23 protein-coding genes are annotated in these 25,238 nt (G+C 33.1%); 10 read left to right on the forward strand and 13 right to left on the reverse strand.

Annotation, left to right across the window (positions count from 1 at the left end; translation table 11 throughout):
- The first annotated feature begins 6 nt into the window (after positions 1 to 6).
- Positions 7 to 1,698 (forward strand): energy-dependent translational throttle protein EttA, encoded by a 1,692-nt coding sequence (ettA, locus tag Q5N74_RS03820; RefSeq protein ID WP_304387387.1) that lies wholly within the window; start codon positions 7 to 9, stop codon positions 1,696 to 1,698.
- A gap of 70 nt (positions 1,699 to 1,768) precedes the next feature.
- Here the strand turns inward: ettA and Q5N74_RS03825 are convergent, their stop codons facing one another.
- Positions 1,769 to 1,966 (reverse strand): hypothetical protein, encoded by a 198-nt coding sequence (locus Q5N74_RS03825; protein WP_304387388.1) that lies wholly within the window; start codon positions 1,964 to 1,966, stop codon positions 1,769 to 1,771.
- A 16-nt stretch (positions 1,967 to 1,982) separates the two neighbouring features.
- Positions 1,983 to 2,222 (reverse strand): hypothetical protein, encoded by a 240-nt coding sequence (locus Q5N74_RS03830; RefSeq protein ID WP_304387389.1) that lies wholly within the window; start codon positions 2,220 to 2,222, stop codon positions 1,983 to 1,985.
- 277 nt (positions 2,223 to 2,499) lie between these two features.
- Between Q5N74_RS03830 and Q5N74_RS03835 the strand changes: the two genes are divergently transcribed.
- Positions 2,500 to 3,081, forward strand: a complete 582-nt coding sequence (locus Q5N74_RS03835) for an NUDIX domain-containing protein (RefSeq protein WP_304387390.1) — start codon at positions 2,500 to 2,502, stop codon at positions 3,079 to 3,081.
- Between the two features lie 4 nt (positions 3,082 to 3,085).
- Here Q5N74_RS03835 and Q5N74_RS03840 read toward each other — a convergent pair whose 3' ends face one another.
- Complete coding sequence (locus Q5N74_RS03840; protein ID WP_304387391.1) at positions 3,086 to 3,550, reverse strand: GNAT family N-acetyltransferase; 465 nt, start codon at positions 3,548 to 3,550, stop codon at positions 3,086 to 3,088.
- Positions 3,540 to 4,559, reverse strand: coding sequence for a formimidoylglutamase (locus Q5N74_RS03845; RefSeq protein WP_304387392.1), 1,020 nt, complete (start codon positions 4,557 to 4,559; stop codon positions 3,540 to 3,542). Before Q5N74_RS03845 ends, Q5N74_RS03840 begins: the two co-directional genes overlap by 11 nt.
- A 116-nt stretch (positions 4,560 to 4,675) precedes the next feature.
- Between Q5N74_RS03845 and Q5N74_RS03850 the strand changes: the two genes are divergently transcribed.
- Together Q5N74_RS03850 and Q5N74_RS03855 are read left to right on the forward strand one after the other, a co-directional pair.
- Entirely contained in the window at positions 4,676 to 5,560 is an 885-nt protein-coding gene (locus Q5N74_RS03850) for a chromosome partitioning protein ParA (protein ID WP_304387393.1), read from the forward strand.
- Between the two features lie 240 nt (positions 5,561 to 5,800).
- The gene (locus Q5N74_RS03855; protein WP_304387394.1) at positions 5,801 to 6,385 is read left to right on the forward strand and encodes a Crp/Fnr family transcriptional regulator; all 585 of its coding nucleotides are present in this window, start codon (positions 5,801 to 5,803) and stop codon (positions 6,383 to 6,385) included.
- 146 nt (positions 6,386 to 6,531) lie between these two features.
- Here Q5N74_RS03855 and fumC read toward each other — a convergent pair whose 3' ends face one another.
- On the reverse strand, positions 6,532 to 7,929 hold the full coding sequence (fumC, locus tag Q5N74_RS03860) for a class II fumarate hydratase (protein ID WP_304387395.1): 1,398 nt from the start codon (positions 7,927 to 7,929) through the stop codon (positions 6,532 to 6,534).
- 189 nt (positions 7,930 to 8,118) lie between these two features.
- Here fumC and Q5N74_RS03865 point away from each other — a divergent pair, with 189 nt between their 5' ends.
- Together Q5N74_RS03865 and Q5N74_RS03870 are read left to right on the forward strand one after the other, a co-directional pair.
- On the forward strand, positions 8,119 to 8,760 hold the full coding sequence (locus Q5N74_RS03865) for a peroxiredoxin (RefSeq protein WP_304387396.1): 642 nt from the start codon (positions 8,119 to 8,121) through the stop codon (positions 8,758 to 8,760).
- 93 nt (positions 8,761 to 8,853) lie between these two features.
- Positions 8,854 to 9,030, forward strand: a complete 177-nt coding sequence (locus tag Q5N74_RS03870) for a hypothetical protein (protein ID WP_304387397.1) — start codon at positions 8,854 to 8,856, stop codon at positions 9,028 to 9,030.
- A 231-nt stretch (positions 9,031 to 9,261) separates the two neighbouring features.
- On the opposite strand, the gene Q5N74_RS03875 is transcribed toward Q5N74_RS03870, so the two are convergent.
- The 5 genes from Q5N74_RS03875 to Q5N74_RS03895 form a co-directional block, all read right to left on the reverse strand.
- Positions 9,262 to 11,697: an outer membrane beta-barrel protein gene (locus Q5N74_RS03875; protein ID WP_304387398.1), complete on the reverse strand. Its 2,436-nt coding sequence runs from the start codon at positions 11,695 to 11,697 to the stop codon at positions 9,262 to 9,264.
- Positions 11,698 to 11,796: 99 nt separating this feature from the next.
- A complete protein-coding gene (arsC, locus tag Q5N74_RS03880; RefSeq protein ID WP_304387399.1) occupies positions 11,797 to 12,138 on the reverse strand; it encodes an arsenate reductase (glutaredoxin) in 342 nt (113 codons plus the stop codon).
- Positions 12,138 to 12,755 (reverse strand): HAD family phosphatase, encoded by a 618-nt coding sequence (locus Q5N74_RS03885; protein WP_304387400.1) that lies wholly within the window; start codon positions 12,753 to 12,755, stop codon positions 12,138 to 12,140. Before Q5N74_RS03885 ends, arsC begins: the two co-directional genes overlap by 1 nt.
- Positions 12,752 to 13,862 (reverse strand): peptide chain release factor 2 gene (prfB, locus tag Q5N74_RS03890; protein WP_304387401.1). Its coding sequence is split into 2 segments (ribosomal slippage): positions 12,752 to 13,798 and positions 13,800 to 13,862, totalling 1,110 coding nucleotides; the frame shifts between segments, so codons are not numbered across the junction. The genes Q5N74_RS03885 and prfB overlap by 4 nt, the downstream gene beginning before the upstream one ends.
- 234 nt (positions 13,863 to 14,096) lie before the next feature.
- Positions 14,097 to 16,553: a hypothetical protein gene (locus Q5N74_RS03895; RefSeq protein ID WP_304387402.1), complete on the reverse strand. Its 2,457-nt coding sequence runs from the start codon at positions 16,551 to 16,553 to the stop codon at positions 14,097 to 14,099.
- A 216-nt stretch (positions 16,554 to 16,769) separates the two neighbouring features.
- Here Q5N74_RS03895 and Q5N74_RS03900 point away from each other — a divergent pair, with 216 nt between their 5' ends.
- Positions 16,770 to 17,786 (forward strand): low specificity L-threonine aldolase, encoded by a 1,017-nt coding sequence (locus tag Q5N74_RS03900; RefSeq protein ID WP_304387403.1) that lies wholly within the window; start codon positions 16,770 to 16,772, stop codon positions 17,784 to 17,786.
- Between the two features lie 43 nt (positions 17,787 to 17,829).
- On the opposite strand, the gene Q5N74_RS03905 is transcribed toward Q5N74_RS03900, so the two are convergent.
- On the reverse strand, positions 17,830 to 18,153 hold the full coding sequence (locus Q5N74_RS03905) for a YbaB/EbfC family nucleoid-associated protein (protein WP_304387404.1): 324 nt from the start codon (positions 18,151 to 18,153) through the stop codon (positions 17,830 to 17,832).
- A gap of 73 nt (positions 18,154 to 18,226) precedes the next feature.
- Between Q5N74_RS03905 and Q5N74_RS03910 the strand changes: the two genes are divergently transcribed.
- The 3 genes from Q5N74_RS03910 to Q5N74_RS03920 all read left to right on the forward strand — a co-directional run bounded on the left by Q5N74_RS03910 (position 18,227) and on the right by Q5N74_RS03920 (position 22,935).
- Positions 18,227 to 20,293, forward strand: coding sequence for a S9 family peptidase (locus Q5N74_RS03910; RefSeq protein ID WP_304387405.1), 2,067 nt, complete (start codon positions 18,227 to 18,229; stop codon positions 20,291 to 20,293).
- An 85-nt stretch (positions 20,294 to 20,378) separates the two neighbouring features.
- Positions 20,379 to 21,419 carry a PLP-dependent cysteine synthase family protein gene (locus tag Q5N74_RS03915; protein WP_304387406.1) on the forward strand — a complete coding sequence of 347 codons (1,041 nt, stop codon included), beginning with the start codon at positions 20,379 to 20,381 and terminating at the stop codon, positions 21,417 to 21,419.
- A gap of 256 nt (positions 21,420 to 21,675) precedes the next feature.
- The gene (locus Q5N74_RS03920; RefSeq protein ID WP_304387407.1) at positions 21,676 to 22,935 is read left to right on the forward strand and encodes an aminotransferase class I/II-fold pyridoxal phosphate-dependent enzyme; all 1,260 of its coding nucleotides are present in this window, start codon (positions 21,676 to 21,678) and stop codon (positions 22,933 to 22,935) included.
- A 54-nt stretch (positions 22,936 to 22,989) separates the two neighbouring features.
- Here the strand turns inward: Q5N74_RS03920 and Q5N74_RS03925 are convergent, their stop codons facing one another.
- Positions 22,990 to 24,111: a GTP cyclohydrolase gene (locus tag Q5N74_RS03925; protein ID WP_304387408.1), complete on the reverse strand. Its 1,122-nt coding sequence runs from the start codon at positions 24,109 to 24,111 to the stop codon at positions 22,990 to 22,992.
- A 20-nt stretch (positions 24,112 to 24,131) separates the two neighbouring features.
- Positions 24,132 to 25,127: a transporter gene (locus Q5N74_RS03930; RefSeq protein WP_304387409.1), complete on the reverse strand. Its 996-nt coding sequence runs from the start codon at positions 25,125 to 25,127 to the stop codon at positions 24,132 to 24,134.
- Between the last annotated feature and the right edge of the window lie 111 nt (positions 25,128 to 25,238).

The following is a 25,238-nucleotide window of genomic DNA, read 5'->3' on the forward strand; positions in this document are numbered from 1 at the left end:
TTAATTATGTCTGACGATAAGAAAGTTATCTTCTCAATGTCTGGTTTAACCAAGACGTTTCCGGGGGCAAACACCCCAGTATTAAAAAATATTTATTTAAGCTTTTTTTACGGTGCCAAAATTGGAATTTTGGGTTTAAATGGTTCGGGTAAATCGACCTTACTTAAAATAATTGCTGGTGTAGAAAAGAATTATCAAGGTGATGTAACCTTTTTGCAAGATTACTCGGTGGGGTATTTAGAGCAAGAACCACAGCTTGATGAAAGTAAAACTGTTTTAGAAATTGTAAAAGAAGGTGCAGCGGAAACCGTTGCTATTCTTGATGAATACAATAAAATAAATGATATGTTTGGTTTGGAAGAAGTGTATTCGAACCCAGACAAAATGGATAAGTTGATGGCAAAACAGGCAGAGCTTCAAGATAAAATTGATGCTACGAATGCTTGGGAGTTAGATACTAAGTTAGAAATTGCCATGGATGCGCTTAGAACGCCCGATGGTGATAAAAAAATAGCGGTATTATCTGGTGGTGAACGCCGTCGTGTTGCTTTATGCCGATTGCTTTTACAAGAACCGGATGTGTTATTACTGGATGAGCCTACCAACCACTTGGATGCAGAGTCTGTGCATTGGTTAGAACATCATTTAGCACAATATAAAGGAACCGTGATTGCTGTAACGCATGATAGATACTTTTTAGATAATGTAGCAGGATGGATTTTAGAATTGGATAGAGGTGAAGGAATTCCTTGGAAAGGTAATTACTCATCTTGGTTAGATCAAAAATCAAAACGTTTAGCGCAAGAAAGTAAAACAGCATCTAAGCGTCAAAAAACATTAGAACGCGAGTTAGAATGGGTACGTCAAGGTGCTAAAGGGCGTCAAACTAAACAGAAGGCGCGTTTAAATAATTACGATAAGTTAATGAGTCAAGACCAAAAACAACTTGACGAAAAACTTGAAATTTACATTCCTAACGGTCCTCGATTAGGTACCAATGTTATTGAAGCAGTAGGAGTAAGTAAAGGTTTTGATGATAAATTGCTTTATGAAGATTTAAACTTTAATCTTCCTCAAGCAGGAATAGTAGGTGTTATTGGACCCAATGGTGCTGGTAAAACTACTATTTTCAGAATGATAATGGGTGAGGAAACGCCGGATAAAGGAGCGTTTCAAGTGGGTGAAACTGCTAAAATTGCTTATGTAGATCAAGCGCATTCGAATATTGATCCTGAGAAAACCATTTGGCAAAACTTTAGTGACGAGCAAGAGCTTGTTTTAATGGGCGGTAAAGAGGTGAACTCACGTGCGTATTTAAGCCGTTTTAATTTCTCTGGAGGCGAGCAAAACAAAAAGGTGAAGCTGCTTTCGGGTGGAGAGCGTAATAGACTTCATTTAGCTATGACGCTTAAAGAAGAAGGTAACGTGTTGCTTTTGGATGAGCCTACCAATGATCTTGATGTAAATACTTTACGTGCTCTAGAAGAGGGTTTAGAGAATTTTGCAGGTTGTGCCGTAGTAATATCGCATGATAGATGGTTTTTAGATAGAGTTTGTACGCATATTTTAGCGTTTGAAGGCGACTCTCAAGTATATTTCTTTGAAGGAAGTTTTAGTGAATATGAAGAAAATAAAAAGAAACGTCTGGGTGGTGATTTAACACCTAAGCGAATTAAATATAAAAAATTGGTACGCTAATAATGGTACTACTTACAAACAAAAAAGCCTGCTATTGCAGGCTTTTTTGTTTTATTTCTTATAATTATTATTATTCATAAATATGGCCAGAGCCTAATTTATAATCTGAAAGATCTAAGTCATCAATAGCTTTTTTGTTTTCTTCAAATAAATTAACAGCATCTTGCCATTGGTTTTCTGGAGTAACTGTATATAAGCCAATTTTAGTTTTAAAAGCAACTAGTAAAAGTAATACGTTGAATATCGCAATGAAAATAAGTGATTCCATGAAATTTTCAGGTTAACTATTTATTGCCATACATATGGCCATCGGTGAAATCTTTATATTTTTCTTCTTGTTTAGCCATTTCCTCGCTTAGTTTATCAAGGCGCTCATTTTCCTTCTTTAATTTGTACGATTTTCTAATACCTAGAACTAATAGTATAGCAAAGAAAATAACAACTATAGTTAAAATGGTTACAATATCAGACTGGCTTACTGCAAGTATTTTAGGTTGAAAGCTGTTTAATAGAAATTGGTGCATAGTCAAAGTAAAACATGATTAATTTGCACTTCAAATATAGTGTATTTTATTCACTAGTCCATTATATATTGCCGTAGTGGAAATATAAACGTAAGCCAAATAACACGGATATCTGTAGGCTATATAGCTTATTTAAAGTGTTTTAGGTGAGAAATTAAATAATACAGAGGTAATAAAATTTGTCAAATTTTATCAACAATATGTAATTATAGCAGCCATTTGATAATTTTTACCGAAATTGCTTCTCATACTTTAATGAACTTATTTATTATAAATTATGCCTTCTGAAAATTTAAAAAATATAAAAACAGAATTACTTTCTAACAACTATTACACATTAAACAAATTGACCTTCGATTATAAATTAAGCAATGGAAACTGGGTGACCCAAGTTCGTGAATGTTATGATAGGGGAGATGGTGCTGGTATTTTGCTTTATAATAAAGAAAAAGGCACCATTATTTTAACAAAACAATTTAGAATGCCAACATTTTTAAATGATAATAAAGATGGGTTACTTGTTGAAATTTGTGCGGGTATGTTGGATAAGGATAATCCTGAAGCCTGTATTATAAGAGAAACAGAAGAAGAAGTTGGATATCGATTAAAGGAAGTTAAAAAAGTATTTGAAGCTTACTCTTCACCTGGTGTTATGACAGAAAAAATGCATTTTTTTATAGGTGAATATACAGATGCTATGAAAGTAAATGAAGGTGGTGGTTTAGAAAGTGAACATGAAGATATAGAAGTATTAGAAATGCCATTTGAAAACGCCATCACGATGTTGAATAATGGTGAAATAAACGACACTAGGACCATCGTTTTATTACAGTATGCACTAATTCATAAATTAGTTTGATTCTTTAAAAAATCAATTCCATTTTTATGTCACTTCTTTTGTATGGTGAATTTGGTTCAATGGTTACTTCAATAAAACCATATTTTTTATAAATATAAATGGCGTTCTCTAATTTTCGATTGGAGTAAAGCGTGAGCTTTGGCAACTCTATAAATTTCGCAAAATCTATAGAATGTTGCATAAGTTGTTGCCCAATTTTAAAACCACGGTGTTTTGGTGAAACGGCCATTTTAGTAAGTTCAAAAAGGTTGCTAGTTCCCATAGGCATTAAAGCAACTGTACCTACAATCTCATTATTTAGTTTTGCAAAGAATATATGGCCTCCTTTGTTAATAATATAAGTTTCAGGTTTACTTAAAACTTCATCATCATATGGTTCTACATAAAAATAAGTTTGTAACCATTCTATGTTTAAATCGTAGAAATGTTTAGCGTATTTATTTTCAAATGGTATGATTTCAATTTTCATGAGCGTTAATAAAATCTGCTATTAAATAAGTGATTAATTTTCCAACTTGTGTTTCTGTTTTTTTTGTGGGTGCCGCTTCACATATATGTAAATAGCAGGCATTTTCGTATTTTCCAAAATAAGAAACAAAACTTCTAGCTTTATTAACACTAAAACCACTCGGTGTCATCGCGCTACTTGGTGTGTTTTCAATAGCATCACAATCTATTTCTATACCAAAAGGTTTATCGCCAACATGGTTATAGGCGCGTTCTAAAGTTTCTTTAAACTTGGTGTCTTTGGCAACTTCTAAGCTTTCAAAAGTATTGTATTTTACTAATTTTAATTTTTTAAGTGTTTTAAAGAGAACGTCAGACGTGTAATTACGTTGCAGTCCAAACACAAAATAGTTTCTTAAAAATCCTTCCGCGTAAGCGTAACTAAAACCGTTACCGCTGTGCCTTCCTTCTTCTGGTCTAAAATCTGAATGCACATCAAAATTAATAGCATTTATAGCCTGTTTTAAAGCTAAACTGGCTCCTTTTATATTTCCGTATGCGTTGTTGTGGCCACCTCCAATAATAATAGGTTTTTTACCAGCAGAAACAATTAGTTGCACGATGTGGGTAACATGTTTATCTATGTTGCTCACCATTTTTCTGGCTTTAGAAATACTTTTCTTTTTAGAGGGGTCTAAAGCTGCAACCTTTAATAATTCATCTGTAAAATCGAGATGTCCTAAAATTAAAACTTTATTAGCTTTTGTAAACTCATTACTTTGAATGTTTAATAACACTTTTAAAGCAGCGTCCCAAGCTTTAGAGGTACCTGTTTTGCCATAATTAGCATAGACCCCAACATCTTCTGGTAAACCAATTATTACATGCGTAACGTCCAAACTTATAAGTTGTTCGTATATATTGGAAATGCTGGTTAATATTTGAATATGTTCACCAAATTTGGATTCACCTGGGCGTTTGTTTAATAATTCGTTTAATGCAGTATTGTTAAATAAAACCAGTTTATTCATAAAAAAGTAAATAAATTTGAAATAAAAATACAGTATTATTTATTTAAAGCATTAAAAAAAATAAAGTATTATAATTAAAGAACAATTAGACTATTAAAACATTAAAACAAGTAATTATGGAAAACAACAAAAGTAGTATGGGGCTTAAAGTAGCATTGGGTATCGCATTAGTTTTATTTTTAGGAACAGCATTCTACACAATGAATTTATATTCAAGTAGTTCGAAAGTGCAACAAGACTTAACCGAACAAAAACAATTAGTAATGAACGATTTGAACGCAATGGCTAAGCAATATGATGTGGCTATTAGTGAAAATGATGTGGCTAATAAAGATTTAGTTGATGCAAGAGCGCGTATTCAAGGATTAATTGATTCGTTAAAAATTTCTGAAACTAACGTAAAGAGCTTATGGAGCTACAAACAAAAGTATGCGTCTTTACAAAAAGAAATGAATGCTTTATTAGCTGAAAACGATAAATTAAAAATTCAAAATTCTTATTTAGCAACCTCTTTGGATAGTACACGTGTTCGTTTAGAAGAACGTACTATGTTTACAGATTCTTTATTAATTCAAAATAATGCTTTAGCTGAAGTTGTTTCTAACGCAGCTGTATTAGGAGCCGTAAACATGAAAGGTTTCGGAGTTATTGAAAGAACTTCAGGTAAATTAATACCAACAGAAAGAGCAAGTCGTTCTGATAAAATTAGAGTTTGTTTTACAGTGCCTAAAAATAAATTAGTGCAATCTGGAAACCAAGAATTATACGTTCAAGTTATTGACCCGAAAAACAATACTTTAGGTTTAAACGAACAAGTTAAATTTGGAGATAAAGCGTTAAACTACAGCATTATTAGTAAGTTTAATTACGAAAACGTGAGTTTAGATGTTTGTGAATTTGTTTCTTCGAAAGAGAAAACCGATTTTGAAAAAGGACGTTATATCATTAATGTTTTTAATGAAAAAGATTTAGTAGCAACATCTGAGTTTACTTTAAAATAAACCTCATATAACATTTAAAAAAAGCCTTAGGTGAACCCTAAGGCTTTTTTGTATATAAATACGTTATTTTCAATACCTCTAAACAAATTTATGTGCAAATTGAAGAAAAATTGAATAAAGAATTATTATAAGGTGTAGTTTTAATTTCTAAAGAAATATTTTAATAACAATTTAATAATATTTTAGCAATAATAGAGTATCTAATCCCCTCCTAAATACTTTATAAATAGTCTTTATAATATGCAGGAAGCAAATCCTAATTTAGATTTTTTAAACACCTTTAGTAGCGTATCTGAAGATGTTGTTGATGAAATTTTGAAATTTTCTGAGTTTAAAACTGTAAAAGCAGGTACACAACTGGTTAAATTTAATGAAAAACCTCAAAAAGTATATATGCTTGTTTCTGGAGTTGTACGATGTTTTTTAAGTACAGAATCTGGAAAAGAATTTAATAAAAGTTTTTATATGCATTTGGGTTTCTTTGGTCCATTAACTTCCTTGATTCAAAAAACACCGTCCTTATTTGTATTTGAAGCACTTCAAGATTCAGAGGTTTATGAAGTTGATTTTGATGCACTAAGAGAATTATGTATTAGAAATGCATCTGTAAATATGCTGTATTCTAAAATATTAGAATCTATTTATATGATGTATGAAAAGCGACTAGTGGAATTAATTTCGCTAGATGCTAAAGATAGATATTTTGAATTACAGAAGAAATTTGAAGGGATTGATGAGTTAATTCCGCAGTACCATATCGCCTCCTATTTAGGGATAACCGCAGTGCAATTAAGTAGGATTAGAAATAAAAATGATAGCAATTAACATTTGTTAACAGTTAGCACCATGTTAAATTATATATTTGAAGAGAATTCTTAGAATATTTAGAAGGATTGATAGCTAACCAACCAACCAAAAAAAAACAGGTAAATATTATTTACCTGTTTTTTTATTTATATGAGATTAAGAATTTATTTTAAACTCCCAACCATTTCTTCTGGTTTTACCCAAGCATCATAATCTTCAGCAGTAACGTAGCCTAAATTGATGGCTTCTTCTTTTAAAGTTGTTCCGTTAGCATGTGCTGTATTTGCAATTTCAGCTGCTTTATAGTAACCTATTTTGGTGTTTAACGCTGTTACTAACATTAAAGAGTTGTTCAATAGTTTTTTAATTACGTCGTGGTTTGGTTCTATACCAACAGCACAATGTTCGTCGAAACTAGCACAAGCATCACCAATTAATTGAGCAGATTGTATCGCATTTGCAGCCATTACTGGCTTAAATACATTTAACTCATAATGTCCTTGTAAACCTCCTACAGTAACAGCTACATCATTACCAATTACTTGCGCACAAACCATGGTTAAAGCTTCACATTGTGTTGGGTTTACTTTTCCTGGCATAATAGAACTACCTGGTTCATTTGCTGGAATAATAATTTCACCAATACCACTTCGTGGTCCAGAAGCCATCATTCTAACATCGTTAGCTATTTTATTTAAAGAAACGGCTAATTGTTTTAGAGCTCCATGTGTTTCAACTATCGCATCGTGGGCTGCAAGGGCTTCAAACTTGTTTGGTGCTGTTATAAATGGAAGTCCAGTAAATTCTGCAATATATTCTGCAACACGTTTACTATAGCCTTTAGGTGTGTTTAAACCAGTTCCTACAGCTGTACCTCCTAATGCTAATTCACTTAAATGTGGCAATGTGTTTTCTAAAGCTTTTAAGCCGTAGTCTAATTGAGCTACATAACCAGAAATTTCTTGACCTAAGGTTAGGGGTGTAGCATCCATTAAATGGGTACGTCCAATTTTTACAACATTTTTAAAGGCTTCAGATTTTTTCTTTAAAGTATCACGAAGTTGTTTTACACCAGGAATAGTTACTTCTACTATTTTTTTATACACAGCAATATGCATACCTGTTGGAAACGTATCGTTTGATGACTGTGATTTATTAACATCATCATTTGGTTGAATCGCTTTTTCTCCTTCACCTATAATTTTACCTGCTAATTGCTGTGCTCTATTGGCAATAACTTCATTAGCATTCATATTACTTTGTGTTCCAGAGCCGGTTTGCCATATAACAAGCGGAAATTGATCATCATGTTTGCCTTCTAATATTTCATTACAAACAGCAGCAATTAAATCACGCTTTTCAATAGGTAAAACACCTAACTCACAATTGGTGTAAGCAGCAGCTTTTTTTAAATAGGCAAATCCGTAAATTATTTCTAAAGGCATAGACGCCGAAGCTCCTATCTTAAAATTATTTCGAGAGCGTTCTGTTTGTGCTCCCCAAAGTTTATCGGCAGGTACCTTTACCTCGCCCATGGTATCTTTTTCTATTCTAAAAGCCATCGTTACATGATTTAATTTAAGTTACAAAGTTAATTGATTTATGGTTTTTATAAGTAAGAAATTTGTTTGTTTTTTATAAACTTTTTTAACAGAGATATAACGTCTTTGTTTTATTTATTTGATCAAAATTGGGTAATTTAGCTTGTATAGAATACATTTAATTATTTAAATATAAAAACATAACATATTATGGCAACAATTAGATTAGGAGACGTTGCTCCAAATTTCACAGCAAAATCTACAGAAGGAGACATTAATTTTCATGATTGGTTAGGTGATAGCTGGGGTATATTATTTTCACATCCTGCAGATTATACACCGGTTTGTACTACAGAATTAGGTACAGTAGCCAAATATAAACCCGAGTTTGATAAACGAAACGTTAAAGTAGTGGCATTAAGTGTTGATGGGTTAGAATCGCATAAAGGTTGGGTGAATGATATTAATGAAACCCAGAATACTACAGTGAATTTTCCAATTATCGCAGATGATGATAAAAACGTATCTGAACTGTACGATATGATACATCCCAATGCAAATGATAAATTAACGGTACGTTCTGTATTTGTAATTGGTGATGATAAAAAGGTGAAATTGATAATTACCTACCCAGCATCTACAGGTAGAAATTTTGATGAGTTGCTACGTGTTATTGATAGTTTACAATTAACGGCGTACCACAAAGTGGCTACTCCAGCAAATTGGAAGAACGGAGAAGATGTGGTTATTTCTCCAGCTATTACAAACGAGCAAATTCCAGGCATGTTCCCAAAAGGGCATAAGGAAATTAAACCTTATTTAAGAATGACACCACAACCTAACTTAGATTAAGAAAGTTCTGTTAATAATTTTTGGTTTAACTATTGTTTAACAAAAACGGTTGCATTATCTTTGCGTAAGATTTTTTAATAGATAGATACAATTATGTTTGATTTTGACCAATATTTAGGATTTTTAGCTTTTTTATCCATTTTAACTTTAGGCTTCTGGTTAATGATTTTCTTATTAACTTTTGTAATTCCTTATTGGATTGGAGGTTCTTTAATTGAAAGATTAAAAGAAATTAGAGAAGAGAAGAAGGCGAAGCGTCAAAACTCATAAATAACCATATATTTTAAAAAAAAGGGAAGCTAATTTAGCTTCCCTTTTTTTATGCACTCATATTTTAAAACTTTGGTATTGGTTAAAGCCAATCTCTAGTTTATTAGAACAAATTGGTCGTATTTCAAATAAAAAACAGCCTTGATAAATAAAAAACATTTTTATTTATCAAGGCTGTTTCATTTAAGATCTAGTTATAAAAACTATTTGTAATATGACACTCAAATAATATTACCCGTCTATATCGAAACCTTCACCACGATTATTCGGGCGTTCTGGTTTCTTTTTCTGGTTAAAACGGTAAGTGAATGATAAATTAAACGATTGTCCTACTCTAAACTGTAAATCTCTGGTAGTATAAAATGTAGGAGTGTTTATATCTCCTTTATAGCGTCGGCTGTTTAATAAATCACTAATATTAAAAGCGATAGAGGCTTTATCTTCAAATAAATCTTTACTCAACGCCAAGTTAATAGAAAATATACCATCTCGTGTATTTTGAGCATCTTTACTCGGCCCTCTATAATCCATATTAGTTTGCCAATCTATATTTCCAGGAAGGGTGTATTTATTGCTTAAACGAACGTTCCAACTCAAATTATCTGCATCATAATTCACACCATTATAGTCACCACGCGTCATGTTTTTAAATAAATTGAAATCGGTATTAATACGCCATTTTCTTGTTGGTGTATAGTTAACATTGAATTCATATCCAAATCGGTCTTCCTTAGCCATGTTAACCGGGGTTCTTTGAATAACCGGAATATCTTGTCCGTTAATTGAAACTGTTTCCCCTGTTTCAAAACTCACCCAATTACTTTCGTCTTTTTCATGTTGAAAATAAATAGAAGTACTCAAGGTTACTTTGCTAAATCTGTTAAGGTAGCCTAGATCGAAAAGACCAGAATAACTAGGATCTAAATCAGGGTTTCCTTGAAATATATTGGTTAAACTGGTTCTTGAAGGGAACGGATTTAGGTGGTGTCCGCGAGGTCTTTGAAGTCTTCTACTATAACCAAGCGTTAAGCTTTCTTTATCATTTAATTCATAACTAAAATTAATAGTAGGGAATAAACCAGTTATGTTTTTCTTTTTAAAATACCCCGTTGTTGGTTGGTCTATTGTTGTTTGTGTGTTTTCCATACGCAAACCAAATAGATATGAGAACTTATTAATTTTACTACCATATTGGGCATAAAGTGCACTAATATAGACTTTAAAATTAAATATATTGGATAAGGAATCATTTACAGTATAACTATCAGTGGCTTCATTATACGTGTCTACAGCATAATCGGTAGATTTAGTGCTAAAATCACCACGATACCCAAGTTCAAATTGGCTGTTTTCACCTATAGGTAATACATAATCAGACTGCAATAAAATGTTTTGTTGATTTTCTAAGGTTGTGATTTGCTCACTATTTACACCATCATTAACTATTATTGAATTTTTGTTATCATCATTATCTTCATACTGAAAATCGAAGGTGAATTTATGGCCACTTGTTTTAAAATTTTTAGTGAAGTTTGTGGCATATTGTATGGTTTTACTATCACCAAATTCAGGTTCTAAACGAAGACTTTGTCCTGTTAAATTTAAATTTTCATCAAATTGAAATATTTTGTTTTCGGCATAGCGTTCGTTATCAGAGTCTCTATAAACTAAAGACGTTGTTAAAGAGGCCGAATCGTTTATATACCATTCTAAACCAATGTTTGAAGTAAGGCCTTTACTGGTGTTATCCCAATCATTTTTTTCATCAATATAATTCCCTTCAGCTTTATATTTTGTGAAGGTATACGAGTGCCCTGGAGACTCTCTGTAATTATAACTAGTTGTGCTAAAAAAGTTGATATCGCCCGTTCTATAATTAACGTTTCCAGATATACCAGCAGAGTTGGGGTAACCCGCATTTGTAGTAATTGCGCCATTAAAACCTTGTAGTTTACTTCGACGTAAAATAATATTTAAAATACCTGCTGTTCCCTCAGATTGGTATCGAGCAGAGGGCGATGTGATAACTTCTACTTTTTCAATAGCATCTGCAGGCAGTTGGCGTAATGCTTCGGTAGAATTTAACCCGACTAAGCCTGAAGGTTTCCCATTTATAAGAATGGTGACGTTATCATTACCTCTTAGAGCAACGTTTCCTTCAACATCTACAGAAACTGAAGGGATATTATCTAGAACATCACTTACATTACCACCGCTAACAGTAAGGTCTTTACCTACGTTGTATATTTTTTTATCAAGTTTAATCTCAACAGTGGTACGTTCTGCAATAATTTCAACTTCACCTAAAGAAGCAAAATCTATTTCTAGAGAGATAGTACCTAAATTCACATTAGAATCTAGTTTTTTATTTGAAATGGTTATTTTTTTATATGAAATGTATTCAATAGTGATATTATAAAGATCTTTGGCAACCTGAATACTAAACTCACCTTGAGTATCTGTAATACATCCATCAACAATTTTATTATCTTTTTTACTAAAAAAAGCGATTGTGGCGTATTCTAAGGGTTCTCCTGTATCTTTATCTATAACTTTTCCAGTTATGGTAATATCTTTATCGGCTGCACTTTTTGAGCTTTTAGGAGTCGCGTGACTATATAATGTAAAAGTGAAGAGTAAAAGAAGTGGGAATAAAATTTTTGACATGATTGATTTTTGCAAATTAGACTCGCAAAAATAGGCATGGTTTAGTGCGTTTTTGTTAATTAAAAGTTAATTAACTTATCTTAATTTACAGCTCGGATTTTAAATAATTTCAGATATTTTTTCGGTGGGTCTGCCAATAGCAGCTTTGTTACCGTTAATTACGATTGGGCGTTCTATAAGTTTTGGATTTTTAACCATAGCCTCAATAATTTGGTCGTCGTTTAAGTCTTTGTTTTTAAACTCAGTTTTCCAAACAGCTTCATTTTTTCTAACTAAATCTATTGGTTTTATAGCTAAAAGTTGAATAATCTCTTTTAATTCAGTAGTTGTTAGAGTGTCTTCCAAGTATTTTACAACTTCGAATGGTTTTCCTGAATTTTCTAAAAGTTCTAGTCCGCAACGCGATTTACTACAGCGGTTATTATGAAGTATTTTTATCATTATAAATGAATATTATAGTTTTTTAACTGTTGAATGAGTTTCTCAGGATTTTCAAAATGAATACCGTTGATACCTAAAGCGTTTGCAGCTTCAATATTTCTTAAATTATCGTCAATGAATAGCGAGTTTTCAGGGGTGATATTGAATCTATCAAGCGTAATATCATAAATATCTTTAAAAGGTTTTCTTGTTTTTTCATCACCTGAAACAACAATACCTTCAAACCATTGTAAAAACTCAAAACGTTTTTGGGCAATAGGGAAGGTTTCGTTACTCCAATTGGTTAGAGCAACGACTTTGTGTTTTTTAGACTTAATAAGTGTATCAAGAATTTTAACAGTGCCTTCAATAGCGCCTCCCAGCATGTTTTCCCAATCACCATAAAACATGTTTATATAATATTCTTGTTCAGGGAATTGTTTAATTAAATCTTGGGTAGCTAGTGCTAGCGGGTAACCTGCATCTTGGTTTTCATTCCAATCACTGGTGCAAACGTTCTGAAAAAACCATTGCATTTTCTCTCTATCTCCATTAAAAGCATCTAGGAAAACGTACTCAGGGTTCCAATCAATTAAAACACCTCCAAGGTCGAAAATTATGGTGTCTATGTGTTTCATAATGTGTTGTTATCTTCCACTTTTTGGCCCATCATCATTAAATAGGCTTTTAAAAACGAGTTGATATTACCATCCATAACACCGTCTACATTACTAGTTTCATGTGCTGTTCTAACATCTTTAACCAGTTTGTAAGGTTGCATAACGTAGTTACGTATTTGGCTACCCCATTCAATTTTCATTTTTCCAGCTTCAATATCCTCACGTTGTGCCATTTGCTTTTGAAGTTCTATTTCATACAACTGCGATTTAAGCATTTGCATGGCTCTAGAGCGGTTATCGTGCTGAGAACGTGTCTCAGAGCATTGAATTTGAATTCCTGTTGGCTTGTGTGTTAATTGGACTTTAGTTTCTACCTTATTAACGTTTTGTCCACCAGCGCCACTAGAACGCGCCGTGGTAATTTCAATGTCTGCAGGATTTATTTCTATTTCAATAGTATCATCAACCAATGGGTACACATAAACAGAAGCAAAACTGGTATGACGTTTCGCATTGCTATCAAACGGAGAAATACGAACTAAACGATGTACGCCATTTTCACCTTTTAACCAGCCAAAAGCAAAATCGCCTTCAATCTCAATAGTTACCGTTTTTATACCTGCAACATCACCATCTTGAAGGTTCAGTTCTTTAACTTTAAATCCGCTTTTTTCAGCATACATAAGGTACATACGCATCAGCATACTTGCCCAATCGCAACTTTCTGTGCCACCAGCTCCAGCAGTAATCTGCAAAACAGCACTTAAGCTATCACCTTCATCCGAAAGCATGTTTTTAAACTCAATATCTTCAAGTAAATTAAAGGCTTTTAGGTATTGTTCTTCAACATCTTCGGCAGTAGATTCACCTTCTTTATAAAACTCGTAAAGAACTTCTAAATCTTCGGTAAGAGATTTGCCTTTATTATAATCTTCAACCCACTTTTTAGTGACACGAAGTGATTTCATAATGACTTCGGCTGCTTTGGGATCATTCCAGAAATTAGGGTCGAAGGTTTTTTCTTCTTCGTTTTGTATTTCAATAAGTTTTCTATCTACGTCAAAGATAGTGCCTAAGTTTGTCGAGGCGGGTGTTTAGATCTTTAATTTGATCGGAAGTTATCATAGATTATTTTCTTTTGAACAAAAATAGGATTTATAGCATCTAGTAGAAAGTAAAACATTCAATTTTTACGAATTTTTTCAAATTTAGTTTTTTGATAAATATTTAAATTCAATGTTGTTTTTTATAAAGTTATATCTTTTAAAGCTCTTCTTTTTAGTACTAAAAAAAGGACTCTGGAATAAAATTCCAAAGTCCTTTAAATTATTTTATAATATAATAAGTTCTTAAACTACATTATATTGAACAGGTATTTCCTTTCTCGTCTGTATGACTAGTAACTAAAAATGTACCATTATTGTCTCCATCAACAGGGTCTGGGTAAGATCCTAAATCTCCAAAAGTACTTTTGTGAGCATTTTTATTACCCAAAATGTCATCTGAACAGCTTGTATGAATTTGAGCCTGTGGTGAACCATTAACAGAATAGTACCACCAATTACCAACACTACCTAATGTTGGTGTTAATTTATCTCCAGGTTGTACATTTGAAAAAGTTTGAGAACCTCCTTTATCTCCAGTAACAACAATTGTAGCTCCTGAAGGTCCGTTATATGTAACAGTCATTTTTACAATTTTCCCATCACAATCACATGTATCTCCTTTAGGAGGACTAGTTTCAACTGGACATAATTCTCCACCTTCACGACTTGCGCCACCAATTACTTTGAAATTACCAAATATCGCACCAGCACCGATTGGCACCGAGCAGCTAGTGTGTATTCTTTGTGATTCAACACCGTTAACATAAATGATGATTTCAGTACCTAAGGTCCCTTTGTCATCTTTACCAGAAAATGTAAATGTTTGTCCTGCTCCTACATTACCAGAAAATGCAACTATATTGTCTTTCTTTTGAACAACTTTAATATCAGCACTACTATTACCGTTAAATTGAAGATCTAATCTCGTTACTTTACCTTCACATTCACTACAATCGTCTCCATTTGGAGGAGTTGTTGTTTCAACAGGGCATAACTCACCGCCTTCACGACTAGCCCCACCAATTACGGTATAGTTACCAAAAATGGCACCGGCTCCAATTTCAACAGAACAACTCGTGTGTATTTTTTGGCTTTCTTGACCATTTACATAAATCGTTATTTCAGTACCTAAAGTACCTTTGTCATCTTTTCCTGAGAAGCTAAAAATGGCTCCACCTTGAACATAGCCTTCAAAAGCAACTATATTATCTTTCTTTTGAACAACTTTAATATTAGCAGCCGTATTACTGTTAAATTGAAGGTCTAATCGGGTTACCTTACCTTCACATTCGTTACAGTCATCTCCATTCGGAGGTGTTGAGTTAATAGGGCATAATTCTCCACCTTCACGACTTGCTCCTCTAATTACTTCAAAGTCGCCACTAATTAAACCAGGACCTATTGGATTAGAACAACTAGTATGAATTTCAGTATGTTTTTTACCGTTTATATAGATAGTAATCTCAGAACCTAGCGTTCCTTTTTTATCATTTCCAGTGAAGCTGAAATTTTGTCCTGGCATTAACGTACCATCAAACACAATTTTTTCATCGTTTTCACCATCTTTTTTAGTTTCAACAGTTACTTTAGCAGCTGATGCACCATTATATTGAAGTTCTAATTCCGTTATTTTACCTTCACATTCACTACAATCTTCTCCAGGAGTGGTTTCAATAGGACATAATTCGCCCCCGTCTTTACTAGCACCTCTAATTACTTCAAAATCACCACTAATTAAACCAGGACCTATGGGGTCAGAACAGCTAGTATGAATTTCAGTATGTTTTTTACCGTTTATATAGATAGTAATCTCAGAACCTAGTGTTCCTTTTTTATCATTTCCAGTGAAGCTGAAATTTTGTCCTGGCATTAAAGTACCATCAAACACAATTTTTTCATCGTTTTCACCATCTTTTTTAGTTTCAACAGTTACTTTAGCAGCTGATGCACCATTGTATTGAAGTTCTAACTCAGTAACTTTTCCTTCGCATTCAAAGCATTCAACTTCAACTTCTTTTGCAGGTACTTCTTTGGTAATAATAATTGCTTGTTTCCCTTCTGGAATCAAAACGATTCCGAACTGTTCTCCACAACCAGGTATATAGCCTTGACCATTAGCTTCTGCAGCATTAGCTAACTCAATAGCTTTATGGATATTCCCAGGATCACTACCCCAAGTTCCTGTAGGGTCTGTTAAGTAAGTACAATCAACACAAAGTGAATCATCCAATAAAATCCAAATAGCATATTGAATATGACCAAAAGTATATTGTCCACCTAGAGGGCTGTTTTGACCTACATAGGATTGATTTAATAGCCAGTTAACTAAATCAAAATTTTCTGGCTTTTCAAATTCTCCAGCAGGTAGCGTTTCATAACTAGAATAAACTGCAAAATTAAATGGTCCTTCAACGTCAAGATTTAAATCCTGATCTACACACCAAGCAGGAATACCTACGCCAGCAAGGTTAGAATCTAAAATATCTAATGAAAAATAAGCATTATTTCCAGGTTTTGCAGTAGTTTTAGCACTTACTACGTCTGGTAAACTTGCGACTAGAGCCTCAATATCAGGTTCGCAATCTCCTGATATTAGTGATGATTTGCCTGAGAGGGACAAAAGACTGTCTCCATTAACGTCAATTGGTTCGGATTGGCACCCAAGGAATAGTACACTAATCCCTAGAATGGTAAAAATAATTTTTTTCATGTTTTTTAAGATTTTGATAATAGTTTTTTCAAATTACAAGTACGAAAATAAATTTTATTTTAACCTTTTCATAAAAACATAGCCAATATACTATAAATAGTCGTTAACAAGTAAAAGTTTACTTTTAGCTCGAAATCATGTTTTTTGTAATACTTTGAATACGATAGTTTTATATATTAAAAATTATTTATAAGTTTATTTCATATTTATTTACCTATGATAATTGATTTAAGAAGCGACACCGTTACAAAACCATCGAAAGACATGCTTCAAGCTATGATGCAAGCAAAAGTGGGAGACGATGTCTTTAGAGAAGATGAAACCGTTAACGAATTAGAAAAACGTATCGCCACTATGTTTGGAAAACCTAGTGCCTTGTTTTTTCCAAGTGGCACCATGGCAAATCAAACAGCATTAAAACTACATACAAATCCTGGAGATCAAGTTATTTGTGATAAATATGCGCATATTTATAATTACGAATCTGGAGGCGCTTCTTTTAATAGTGGTATATCCTGTAAATTAATTGATGGTAATCAAGGCATGTTCACAGCAGAACAAGTATTAGAAGCTATTAATCCTGATGCTTACTATTATAGTCCGACACGATTGGTTGAAATTGAAAACACAGCAAATAGAGGAGGTGGTTCTTGTTGGAACTTTGATGAAATTTTAAAAATTAGAAAAGTATGCGACGAGCATCAATTGGGGTATCATTTAGATGGCGCACGCCTATGGAACGCTTTGGTTGAAAAAAATGAAAGCGCCAAACAATATGGAGATGTATTCGATACGATATCAATATGTTTAAGTAAAGGTTTAGGTTGTCCTGTTGGTTCTGTTTTAGTAGGAGATGAAGCGATTATGAAAAACGCTCTTAGAATTCGAAAAGTTTTTGGTGGCAACATGCGACAGGCTGGTTTTTTAGCCGCCGCAGGACTTTATGCTTTAGATCACAATATAAATAGACTGGCTGAAGATCATAAAAAAGCCAAAGAAATAGGGGAGACCTTGTCTAAACTGTCAATTATTAAAACAGTAGAACCTATTGAAACCAATATTGTTATATTCAAACTGAATAAGGATGTTAACGAAAAGGATTTTATTCAAAAACTAACAGACAAGAAAATACATATTATAAGTATGGGGACTAATAAGTTACGCATGGTGACTCATTTAGATTATACAGATGCTATGCATGAAAAGCTCATTCATACTTTACAAATCCTGTAGCGTAGAATTGACCATCAGTCTAAAATCCATGTATCTAATAATTCTATTTAAACATATCCATACCGGGAATATTCGGCATACCTTCTTTAGCTACAGCAGCTAGTTCTGTTTCGTTTACACTAGTTGCTTTAGCAATGGCTTTATTCAACGTAAGAATTAAATAATCTTCTAGTTGTTCTTTATCTTGTAGTAAAGAGTCATCGATAGCAATCGATTTTATCGTTCTATTGGCTGTTAAAGTGATTTTCAGCTTACTATCATTGCTTTTTTCATCAATTAAAACCGTATCCAAGCGTTTTTTAGTCTCTTCTACTTTTTTCTGGGTTTCTTTAAGTTTCCCCATCATGCCCATCATATCTCCAAACATAATTATATAATTTATTATTCGGTACAAAGCTATTTAATTTTTATATTTTTGCCACCTTAATTTAAGAATAAATATGTTATTGAAACCCACCCTTAAAGCACCTCAGGTTGCTAAAAAACCAAAAAAACTAACTAAGCATAAAGATGTAAGGGTTGATAATTATTATTGGTTAAACGATAGGGAGAATCCAGAAGTAATTGATTATTTGAATGCTGAAAATGCCTACACCAAGGAAGTTATGCAGCATACGGAAGGATTTCAAAAAGATTTATTTGAAGAAATGAAGGGGAGAATTAAGGAAGATGATTCATCTGTCCCTTATAAATTAAACGGTTACTGGTATATTACTCGTTACGAAAAAGGGCAAGATTACCCTGTTTACCTTCGGAAAAAAGAGACTTTAGAAGCGCCAGAAGAAATTCTGTTCGATTGTAACATTATGGCTAAAGACCATGCTTATTTCAATTTAGGTAGCATGTCCATTAGTCCAGATAATACATTGGTGAGTTTTTCAACCGATACCGTTGGCAGAAGGCAGTATACCATTCAAATTAAAAATTTAGTTACAGGAGAAATCTTTTCAGATAAAATTTTAAATACAACAAGCAGTTCTACTTGGGCTAATGATAATAAAACTTTGTTTTATTGCATAAAGGAAGAAGTAACCTTGCGTTCACATAAAATTTTCAAACATAAATTACACACAGACTGCAAGGAGGATATCGAGGTGTATCATGAATCTGATGAAACCTTTAATACGTTTGTTTATAAATCAAAATCAAAAAAATATTTGATTATTGGTTCGTCAAGTACCGTGTCTTCAGAATATCGTTATGTTAATGCTGATACCCCAGATGGGGAATTTGTATTGTTTGAAAAGCGTAAACGCGATTTTGAATATAGCATTGCGCATTATAATGATAGTTTTTATATCATTTCAAATTGCGATGGTGCAACGAATTTCAAACTTCTAAAAACAAGTGAACTTAAAACTGAAAAACGTTATTGGAAAGAGGTAATTCCTCATAGAGAAGAGGTTTTATTAGAAGATATAGAAATTTTTAAAGACTATTTAGTAGTTAATGAGCGTGAAAACGGACTTAATAACTTACGCATCATGAGCTGGGACGGTACTGAAGATTATTTTTTACCATTTGAAAGTGAAACTTACACAGCTTATATTGGCAGTAACCCCGATTTTGATAGTCATGTATTGCGTTATGCATATAATTCGTTAACCTCTCCAAGTTCGCTTATTGATTATAATTTCAAAACGAAATTGAGTGAAGTTAAAAAGGAACAAGAGGTATTAGGTGGTAAGTTTAATAAAGAGAACTACGAATCTAAACGTGTTTGGGCAACCGCACGCGATGGGGTAAAAGTACCTATGTCGTTGGTTTATAAAAAAGGAGTGAAGTTAGATGGTACAAGTCCGTTATTGCAATATGCTTACGGTTCCTACGGTTCTACAATCGATCCATCTTTTTCTTCTGTAAGACTAAGTTTGCTAGATCGTGGTTTTATTTATGCTATAGCACATATTCGTGGCGGTGAATATTTAGGTAGAGATTGGTATGAAAAAGGTAAATTACTTCATAAATTAAATACGTTTCATGATTTTATAGATTGTTCAAAATATTTAATTGAACAAAATTATACTTCCACAAAGCATTTGTATGCTTATGGTGGGTCTGCCGGTGGTTTACTAATGGGAGCGATTATTAATATGAACCCAGAATTGTATCATGGGGTGCTTGCTGCTGTTCCATTTGTAGATGTGGTTACAACCATGTTAGATGATTCAATTCCTTTAACGACAGGGGAGTATGATGAATGGGGGAATCCGAACAAATTGGAGTATTATACTTACATGAAGTCTTATTCACCTTATGATAACGTAGAACCTAAAGAATACCCTAACATGTTGGTTACAACTGGATTACATGATTCTCAAGTGCAATATTGGGAACCTGCAAAATGGGTAGCCAAATTACGAGAGTTAAAAATTGATGAGAATAAATTATTGTTGCATACAGACATGGATTCGGGTCATGGCGGGGCTTCAGGGCGTTTTGAAAGTCTAAAAGAAGTGGCCTTAGAGTACGCCTTTTTGTTAGATTTAGAAGGAATCCATGGTTAATAAAAAAAAAAGTTTTATTTTTGTCAGGTTTTAAGCTACAAAATATTATTTTAATAAATAGTTAAGTAGCTTGTAAAAAGCATTTATGAAACACAGAAATCAAGTTTTTGATAATGTATTAGACTTAGTAGGCAATACACCGCTTATTAAACTTAATAAAGTAGCTTCAAAATTCAAAGGGAAGTTTTACGCAAAAGTAGAATCTTTCAATCCAGGACAATCTTCAAAAGATAGGATAGCAACATATATAATCGAGGAGGCAGAACGAAAGGGTATTTTAACCCCTGGTTCCACCATCATCGAAACAACTTCTGGTAACACAGGGTTTAGTATTGCTATGGTAAGTATCATTAAAGGATATGATTGTGTTCTGGCTGTTAGTTCAAAGTCTTCTGCCGATAAAATAGACATGCTTAAAACCATGGGCGCTAAAGTATATGTGTGTCCAGCACATGTTAGAGCAGACGATCCAAGATCTTATTATCAAGTTGCAAAAAGATTACACGAAGAAATGAAAGGTTCAGTGTATATCAATCAGTATTTTAACGAATTAAATATTGATGCACATTATAAATCTACAGGACCAGAAATTTGGAAGCAAACAGAAGGTAAAATAACACACCTTATAGCGTGTAGTGGTACCGGAGGAACTATTTCTGGAACGGCAAAGTATTTAAAAGAGCAAAATCCAGATATTAAAGTTATTGGAGTTGATGCTTTTGGGTCGGTTATTAAAAAATACCATGAGACCAGAGAGTTCGATGAAAAAGAAATTTACCCTTATAGAATTGAAGGTTTAGGTAAAAATTTAATACCTACAGCTACAAATTTTGATGTTATTGATGAATTTGTAAAAGTAACCGATGAGGAAAGTGCGCATACAGCTAGAGAATTAGCGAGAACTGAAGGACTTTTTGTAGGTTACACATCAGGAGCGGCAACACAAGCACTTAAACAACTTGGGGAACAAGGTGTTTTTAATGAAGATGATTATGTTGTAGTTATTTTCCCAGATCATGGTTCGCGTTACATGAGTAAAGTTTATAGTGATAAATGGATGCAAGAGCAAGGTTTCTTTGACAGTGTCAATGCGGAAGCAATGCAGAGTATCGAGTACATAAAATAACATATATTAGTACATAATAAAGAGATGGCATTTGTTTTAATAACAAAAAGTTATCTCTTTTTTTATTTTATAAATAATTGGAGGCTAAAAATTATGTACAAAGAATTTAAATATTTAATTTTGCACGAACTAACTAAAAACTAAAAAGTTTTTTAGCGAAGATTATAATCACTGTTATGTGTTTTTAATTTAAGTAGTAAACCACTTCAAGTTAATAGTTAAGTCTTAATTTTAATTGCAATAAGATTTATAATAAATGAAAGATTTATTCGAAAAAATTTATAAAGACAAAGGACCATTAGGAAAATGGGCGTCTCAAGCTGAAGGATATTTTGTGTTTCCAAAATTAGAAGGACATATATCAAACAGAATGAAGTTTCAAGGGAAAGACGTAATCACTTGGAGTATAAATGATTATTTAGGCTTAGCGAATCACCCTGAGGTGCGTAAGGTAGATGGAGAAGCTGGTTTGGCTTATGGTTCTGCGTATCCAATGGGAGCTCGTATGATGTCTGGTCACACAGAACTTCATGAAACGCTTCAGAACGAACTAGCTGAATTTGTTAGTAAGGAAGCTGCTTATTTATTAAATTTCGGATATCAAGGAATGGTATCTACTATTGATGCTTTAGTGTCTAAAGATGATATTATTGTATATGATGTAGATGCACATGCATGTATTATTGATGGTGTACGTTTACATATGGGTAAGCGTTTTACTTATAAGCATAATGATATTGAAAGTTTAGAAAAGAACCTAGATAGAGCTACTAAAATGGCTGAACAAACTGGCGGAGGGATTTTAGTGATTTCTGAAGGTGTTTTCGGTATGCGAGGCGAGCAAGGTAGACTTAAAGAAATTGCAGCGCTTAAAAGGAAATATACGTTTAGATTTTTGGTAGATGATGCACATGGTTTCGGTACTTTAGGTGCTACAGGTGCTGGAGCAGGTGAAGAGCAAGGTGTTCAAGATGATATTGATGTGTATTTTGCTACGTTTGCAAAATCTATGGCAGGAACTGGAGCTTTTATAGCTGGTGATAAAGAAATCATGGATTATTTAAAATATAATCTACGTTCTCAAATGTTTGCTAAATCGTTGCAAATGCAATTAGTTGTTGGAGCAAGAAAGCGTTTAGAAATGCTTAAAACTATGCCAGAACTAAAAAATAAGCTTTGGGAGAATACCAATGCATTACAGTCTGGACTTAAAGAAAGAGGTTTTGATATTGGAACAACACAAAGTTGTGTAACGCCTGTATACCTTAAAGGAAGTATTCCTGAGGCAATGGCCTTGGTTAAAGATTTACGTGAAAACTTCGGAATATTCTGTTCTATAGTAGTTTACCCCGTGATACCTAAAGGATTAATTTTACTAAGATTAATTCCTACGGCAACACATACCTTAGAAGATATCCAAGTTACTTTAGAGGCTTTTGATTCTATTAGAACGCGTTTAGAGAACGGAACTTACAAACGTTTATCGGCTGCTGTAATGGCTGCCATGGGCGAGTAATAAATTATAAAATACAGTAAATAAAAAAGAGCTTCCATTGGAAGCTCTTTTTTATTATATAATGTTTTTTCGTAATGTTTTTCGGCGTTTATAAACTACAGGGTCAAAATGTTTCCATATTTGATGGATCGCATGGTTGTCTTCTAGTTCGGGTGTTCTTATACAGGTTTCAATGCCTTTTTCTGTAAAAGTATTGTAGTATTCGTTAAAAATAACGGCATGTACACCTTTGTTTTGGTAATCGGGGTGGATACCTATTAAATAGAAAATAACATCTTTACTGTGTTTCTTAGCTTGTAAGATGTGTCGGAAACCAAAAGGGAAAAGTTTACCATTCATTTTCTGTAAAGCTTTTGAAAATGCGGGCATTACAATTGCGAATCCAACCAGTTCATTGTTCTTATCTACAACAAATTTGATGTATTCTGGATTAATAAAACTGATAAACTTCTTTTTAAAGTATTCTTTTTGAATGTCTGTAATGGCTACAAATGAAGATAAGTTTGCATAACTTTCATTAAATAAATCAAACATCTTGTCAACGTAAGGCATCACCTCTTCTGTTTTGGTGAATTTCAATGCTCTAAGTTGATAACGTCTTTTAATGAGTTCTTGAGCTTTGAAAAAGAATTCAGGTTTTACATTCTCAAAAGGGAATTTGCTTTCAGAATATGATTTTTCAACAACATAACCAGCATGTTCATAATGTTTAATATAATAAGGGTGGTTATACCAGGTAATCATCGTGGAAATAGATTCAAACCCTTCAGTCATAACACCTACCTTATCTAGGTTTGAAAAACCAACAGGACCTTCGGTATATTCTAAACCATGCGATTTACCAATGCTTTCCACTTGTTTAAATAGCGCTTCCGAAACGTCTAAGTCATCAATAAAATCAAACCAACCAAATCGCATTTTCTTTAATGTTTGGTTTTTTACTTCTAACCAATTAATAATAGCGGCAACGCGTCCCACAATTTCATTGTCCTTATAGGCTAGAAATAAACGCGCATCTGCATCATTAAACACGGGGTTTTCTTTTTTATTGAAGGTTTTTATTTCTTCACTAATAATAGGTGGGACCCAATATTTTGAGTCTTTATAGAGTTTAAATGGGAATTTTACAAAAGCCTTTAAATCGCTTTTTGTAGTTACTTCTTTTATTGAAATCATTTATGAATGTCGTAAATCTTTTAATTGAAATTTTGATCTTTTCTTTTGTTCTTTTTGTTATACTCTTCTATAACGTCGGTCGTTTTCTTTGATTTGTTTTTTCCAGAACCTTTTCCTTTTGAAGAATTGCCATTATCTATTTCTTTGTCTTCGTGAAAATCTAAACGGTAAGACATTCCAAAATTAACACCAAAAACAGATGGCGTATCTTTTGTGTTAAAAGTAACCGCGGTGTCTAATTGGAAGTTTTTACTCCATAAATAACCGCCGCCAAATCTAAATAAATTATCAGCATAAAAATCACTTTGTATGCCTTGGGTTTCTCCAAATATTACCCATTTAGGAGAGAATGAATGTGTTAATGTTAATATATATTGAAAATCAGACTGCTCTGTACCAATTCGATCTTTAATTAAATTCAGAACAAAAACAAAGCCGCCAGATAAATTGTGCTGTGTAGCAATCATGATTTTCGGACTAAAACCTTCAACGCCTGGGGCAGTGTACGGGTTGTTTTCTGTGTCATAGTTAGCTCCTGCATATATTGATACTGCGGGTAATAACGACTTCCATTTAAAGCGATGGTTTGCTTTCCAACTAAATAAATTAGGTTTCTCGTTTTCTGAATTTTTATAAGGATCGTACACTAAATATTTAGCTCCAACGGTTAAATATTTAAAATTAGCGCGTTTATCTTCAGCTGAAATATTGGAGGTATAGGTTTTTGTGTCGCTTTGAAATGTTCCTTCAATATTAAGTTCTAACTGCTCCCATAATAAACCATAACGTGCAGCAAAATCGACACCTAAACCATCTACATCGTAACTTGTGGCAGGTGTTCGTTCTTCTTTAATCATATACGGGCCCACTTCAAGTTGTGCAACATTGGTGCCAACAGAAAACGCACTTCTAGAAACACCAGGACGGTTGGAGTTTATAACATCGGTGTATTGCGAAAAGGCTTGCGTGCTTATTAAACTTATTAGGAAAAACAGGGTAGATTTGAATGGATTCATAACGGTGTTTTTAGTTATCGTAAATTATATTATTTACTGATGCTTAAAAAATACTGACTTAAGGCTTTCCAAATATAGATATTTTATACTTTTTTTATCATTTTTGAACCT

The sequence above is a fragment of the Mariniflexile sp. AS56 genome (genome assembly GCF_030552475.1).
Taxonomy (GTDB): Bacteria; Bacteroidota; Bacteroidia; order Flavobacteriales; family Flavobacteriaceae; genus Mariniflexile.

Coding starts and splice junctions, on each gene's coding strand:
- Q5N74_RS03830 (WP_304387389.1), bottom strand. CDS start 2,222: ATGCACCAATTTCTATTAAACAGCTTTCAACCTAAAATACTTGCAGTA.
- Q5N74_RS03885 (WP_304387400.1), bottom strand. CDS start 12,755: ATGAAACACATAGACACCATAATTTTCGACCTTGGAGGTGTTTTAATT.
- Q5N74_RS03845 (WP_304387392.1), bottom strand. CDS start 4,559: ATGAATAAACTGGTTTTATTTAACAATACTGCATTAAACGAATTATTA.
- Q5N74_RS03930 (WP_304387409.1), bottom strand. CDS start 25,127: ATGAATCCATTCAAATCTACCCTGTTTTTCCTAATAAGTTTAATAAGC.
- Q5N74_RS03920 (WP_304387407.1), top strand. CDS start 21,676: ATGAAAGATTTATTCGAAAAAATTTATAAAGACAAAGGACCATTAGGA.
- Q5N74_RS03855 (WP_304387394.1), top strand. CDS start 5,801: ATGCAGGAAGCAAATCCTAATTTAGATTTTTTAAACACCTTTAGTAGC.
- fumC (WP_304387395.1), bottom strand. CDS start 7,929: ATGGCTTTTAGAATAGAAAAAGATACCATGGGCGAGGTAAAGGTACCT.
- Q5N74_RS03865 (WP_304387396.1), top strand. CDS start 8,119: ATGGCAACAATTAGATTAGGAGACGTTGCTCCAAATTTCACAGCAAAA.
- Q5N74_RS03875 (WP_304387398.1), bottom strand. CDS start 11,697: ATGTCAAAAATTTTATTCCCACTTCTTTTACTCTTCACTTTTACATTA.
- Q5N74_RS03825 (WP_304387388.1), bottom strand. CDS start 1,966: ATGGAATCACTTATTTTCATTGCGATATTCAACGTATTACTTTTACTA.
- Q5N74_RS03895 (WP_304387402.1), bottom strand. CDS start 16,553: ATGAAAAAAATTATTTTTACCATTCTAGGGATTAGTGTACTATTCCTT.
- Q5N74_RS03835 (WP_304387390.1), top strand. CDS start 2,500: ATGCCTTCTGAAAATTTAAAAAATATAAAAACAGAATTACTTTCTAAC.
- Q5N74_RS03850 (WP_304387393.1), top strand. CDS start 4,676: ATGGAAAACAACAAAAGTAGTATGGGGCTTAAAGTAGCATTGGGTATC.
- Q5N74_RS03840 (WP_304387391.1), bottom strand. CDS start 3,550: ATGAAAATTGAAATCATACCATTTGAAAATAAATACGCTAAACATTTC.
- Q5N74_RS03925 (WP_304387408.1), bottom strand. CDS start 24,111: ATGATTTCAATAAAAGAAGTAACTACAAAAAGCGATTTAAAGGCTTTT.
- Q5N74_RS03900 (WP_304387403.1), top strand. CDS start 16,770: ATGATAATTGATTTAAGAAGCGACACCGTTACAAAACCATCGAAAGAC.
- ettA (WP_304387387.1), top strand. CDS start 7: ATGTCTGACGATAAGAAAGTTATCTTCTCAATGTCTGGTTTAACCAAG.
- Q5N74_RS03905 (WP_304387404.1), bottom strand. CDS start 18,153: ATGTTTGGAGATATGATGGGCATGATGGGGAAACTTAAAGAAACCCAG.
- Q5N74_RS03915 (WP_304387406.1), top strand. CDS start 20,379: ATGAAACACAGAAATCAAGTTTTTGATAATGTATTAGACTTAGTAGGC.
- Q5N74_RS03870 (WP_304387397.1), top strand. CDS start 8,854: ATGTTTGATTTTGACCAATATTTAGGATTTTTAGCTTTTTTATCCATT.
- arsC (WP_304387399.1), bottom strand. CDS start 12,138: ATGATAAAAATACTTCATAATAACCGCTGTAGTAAATCGCGTTGCGGA.
- Q5N74_RS03910 (WP_304387405.1), top strand. CDS start 18,227: ATGTTATTGAAACCCACCCTTAAAGCACCTCAGGTTGCTAAAAAACCA.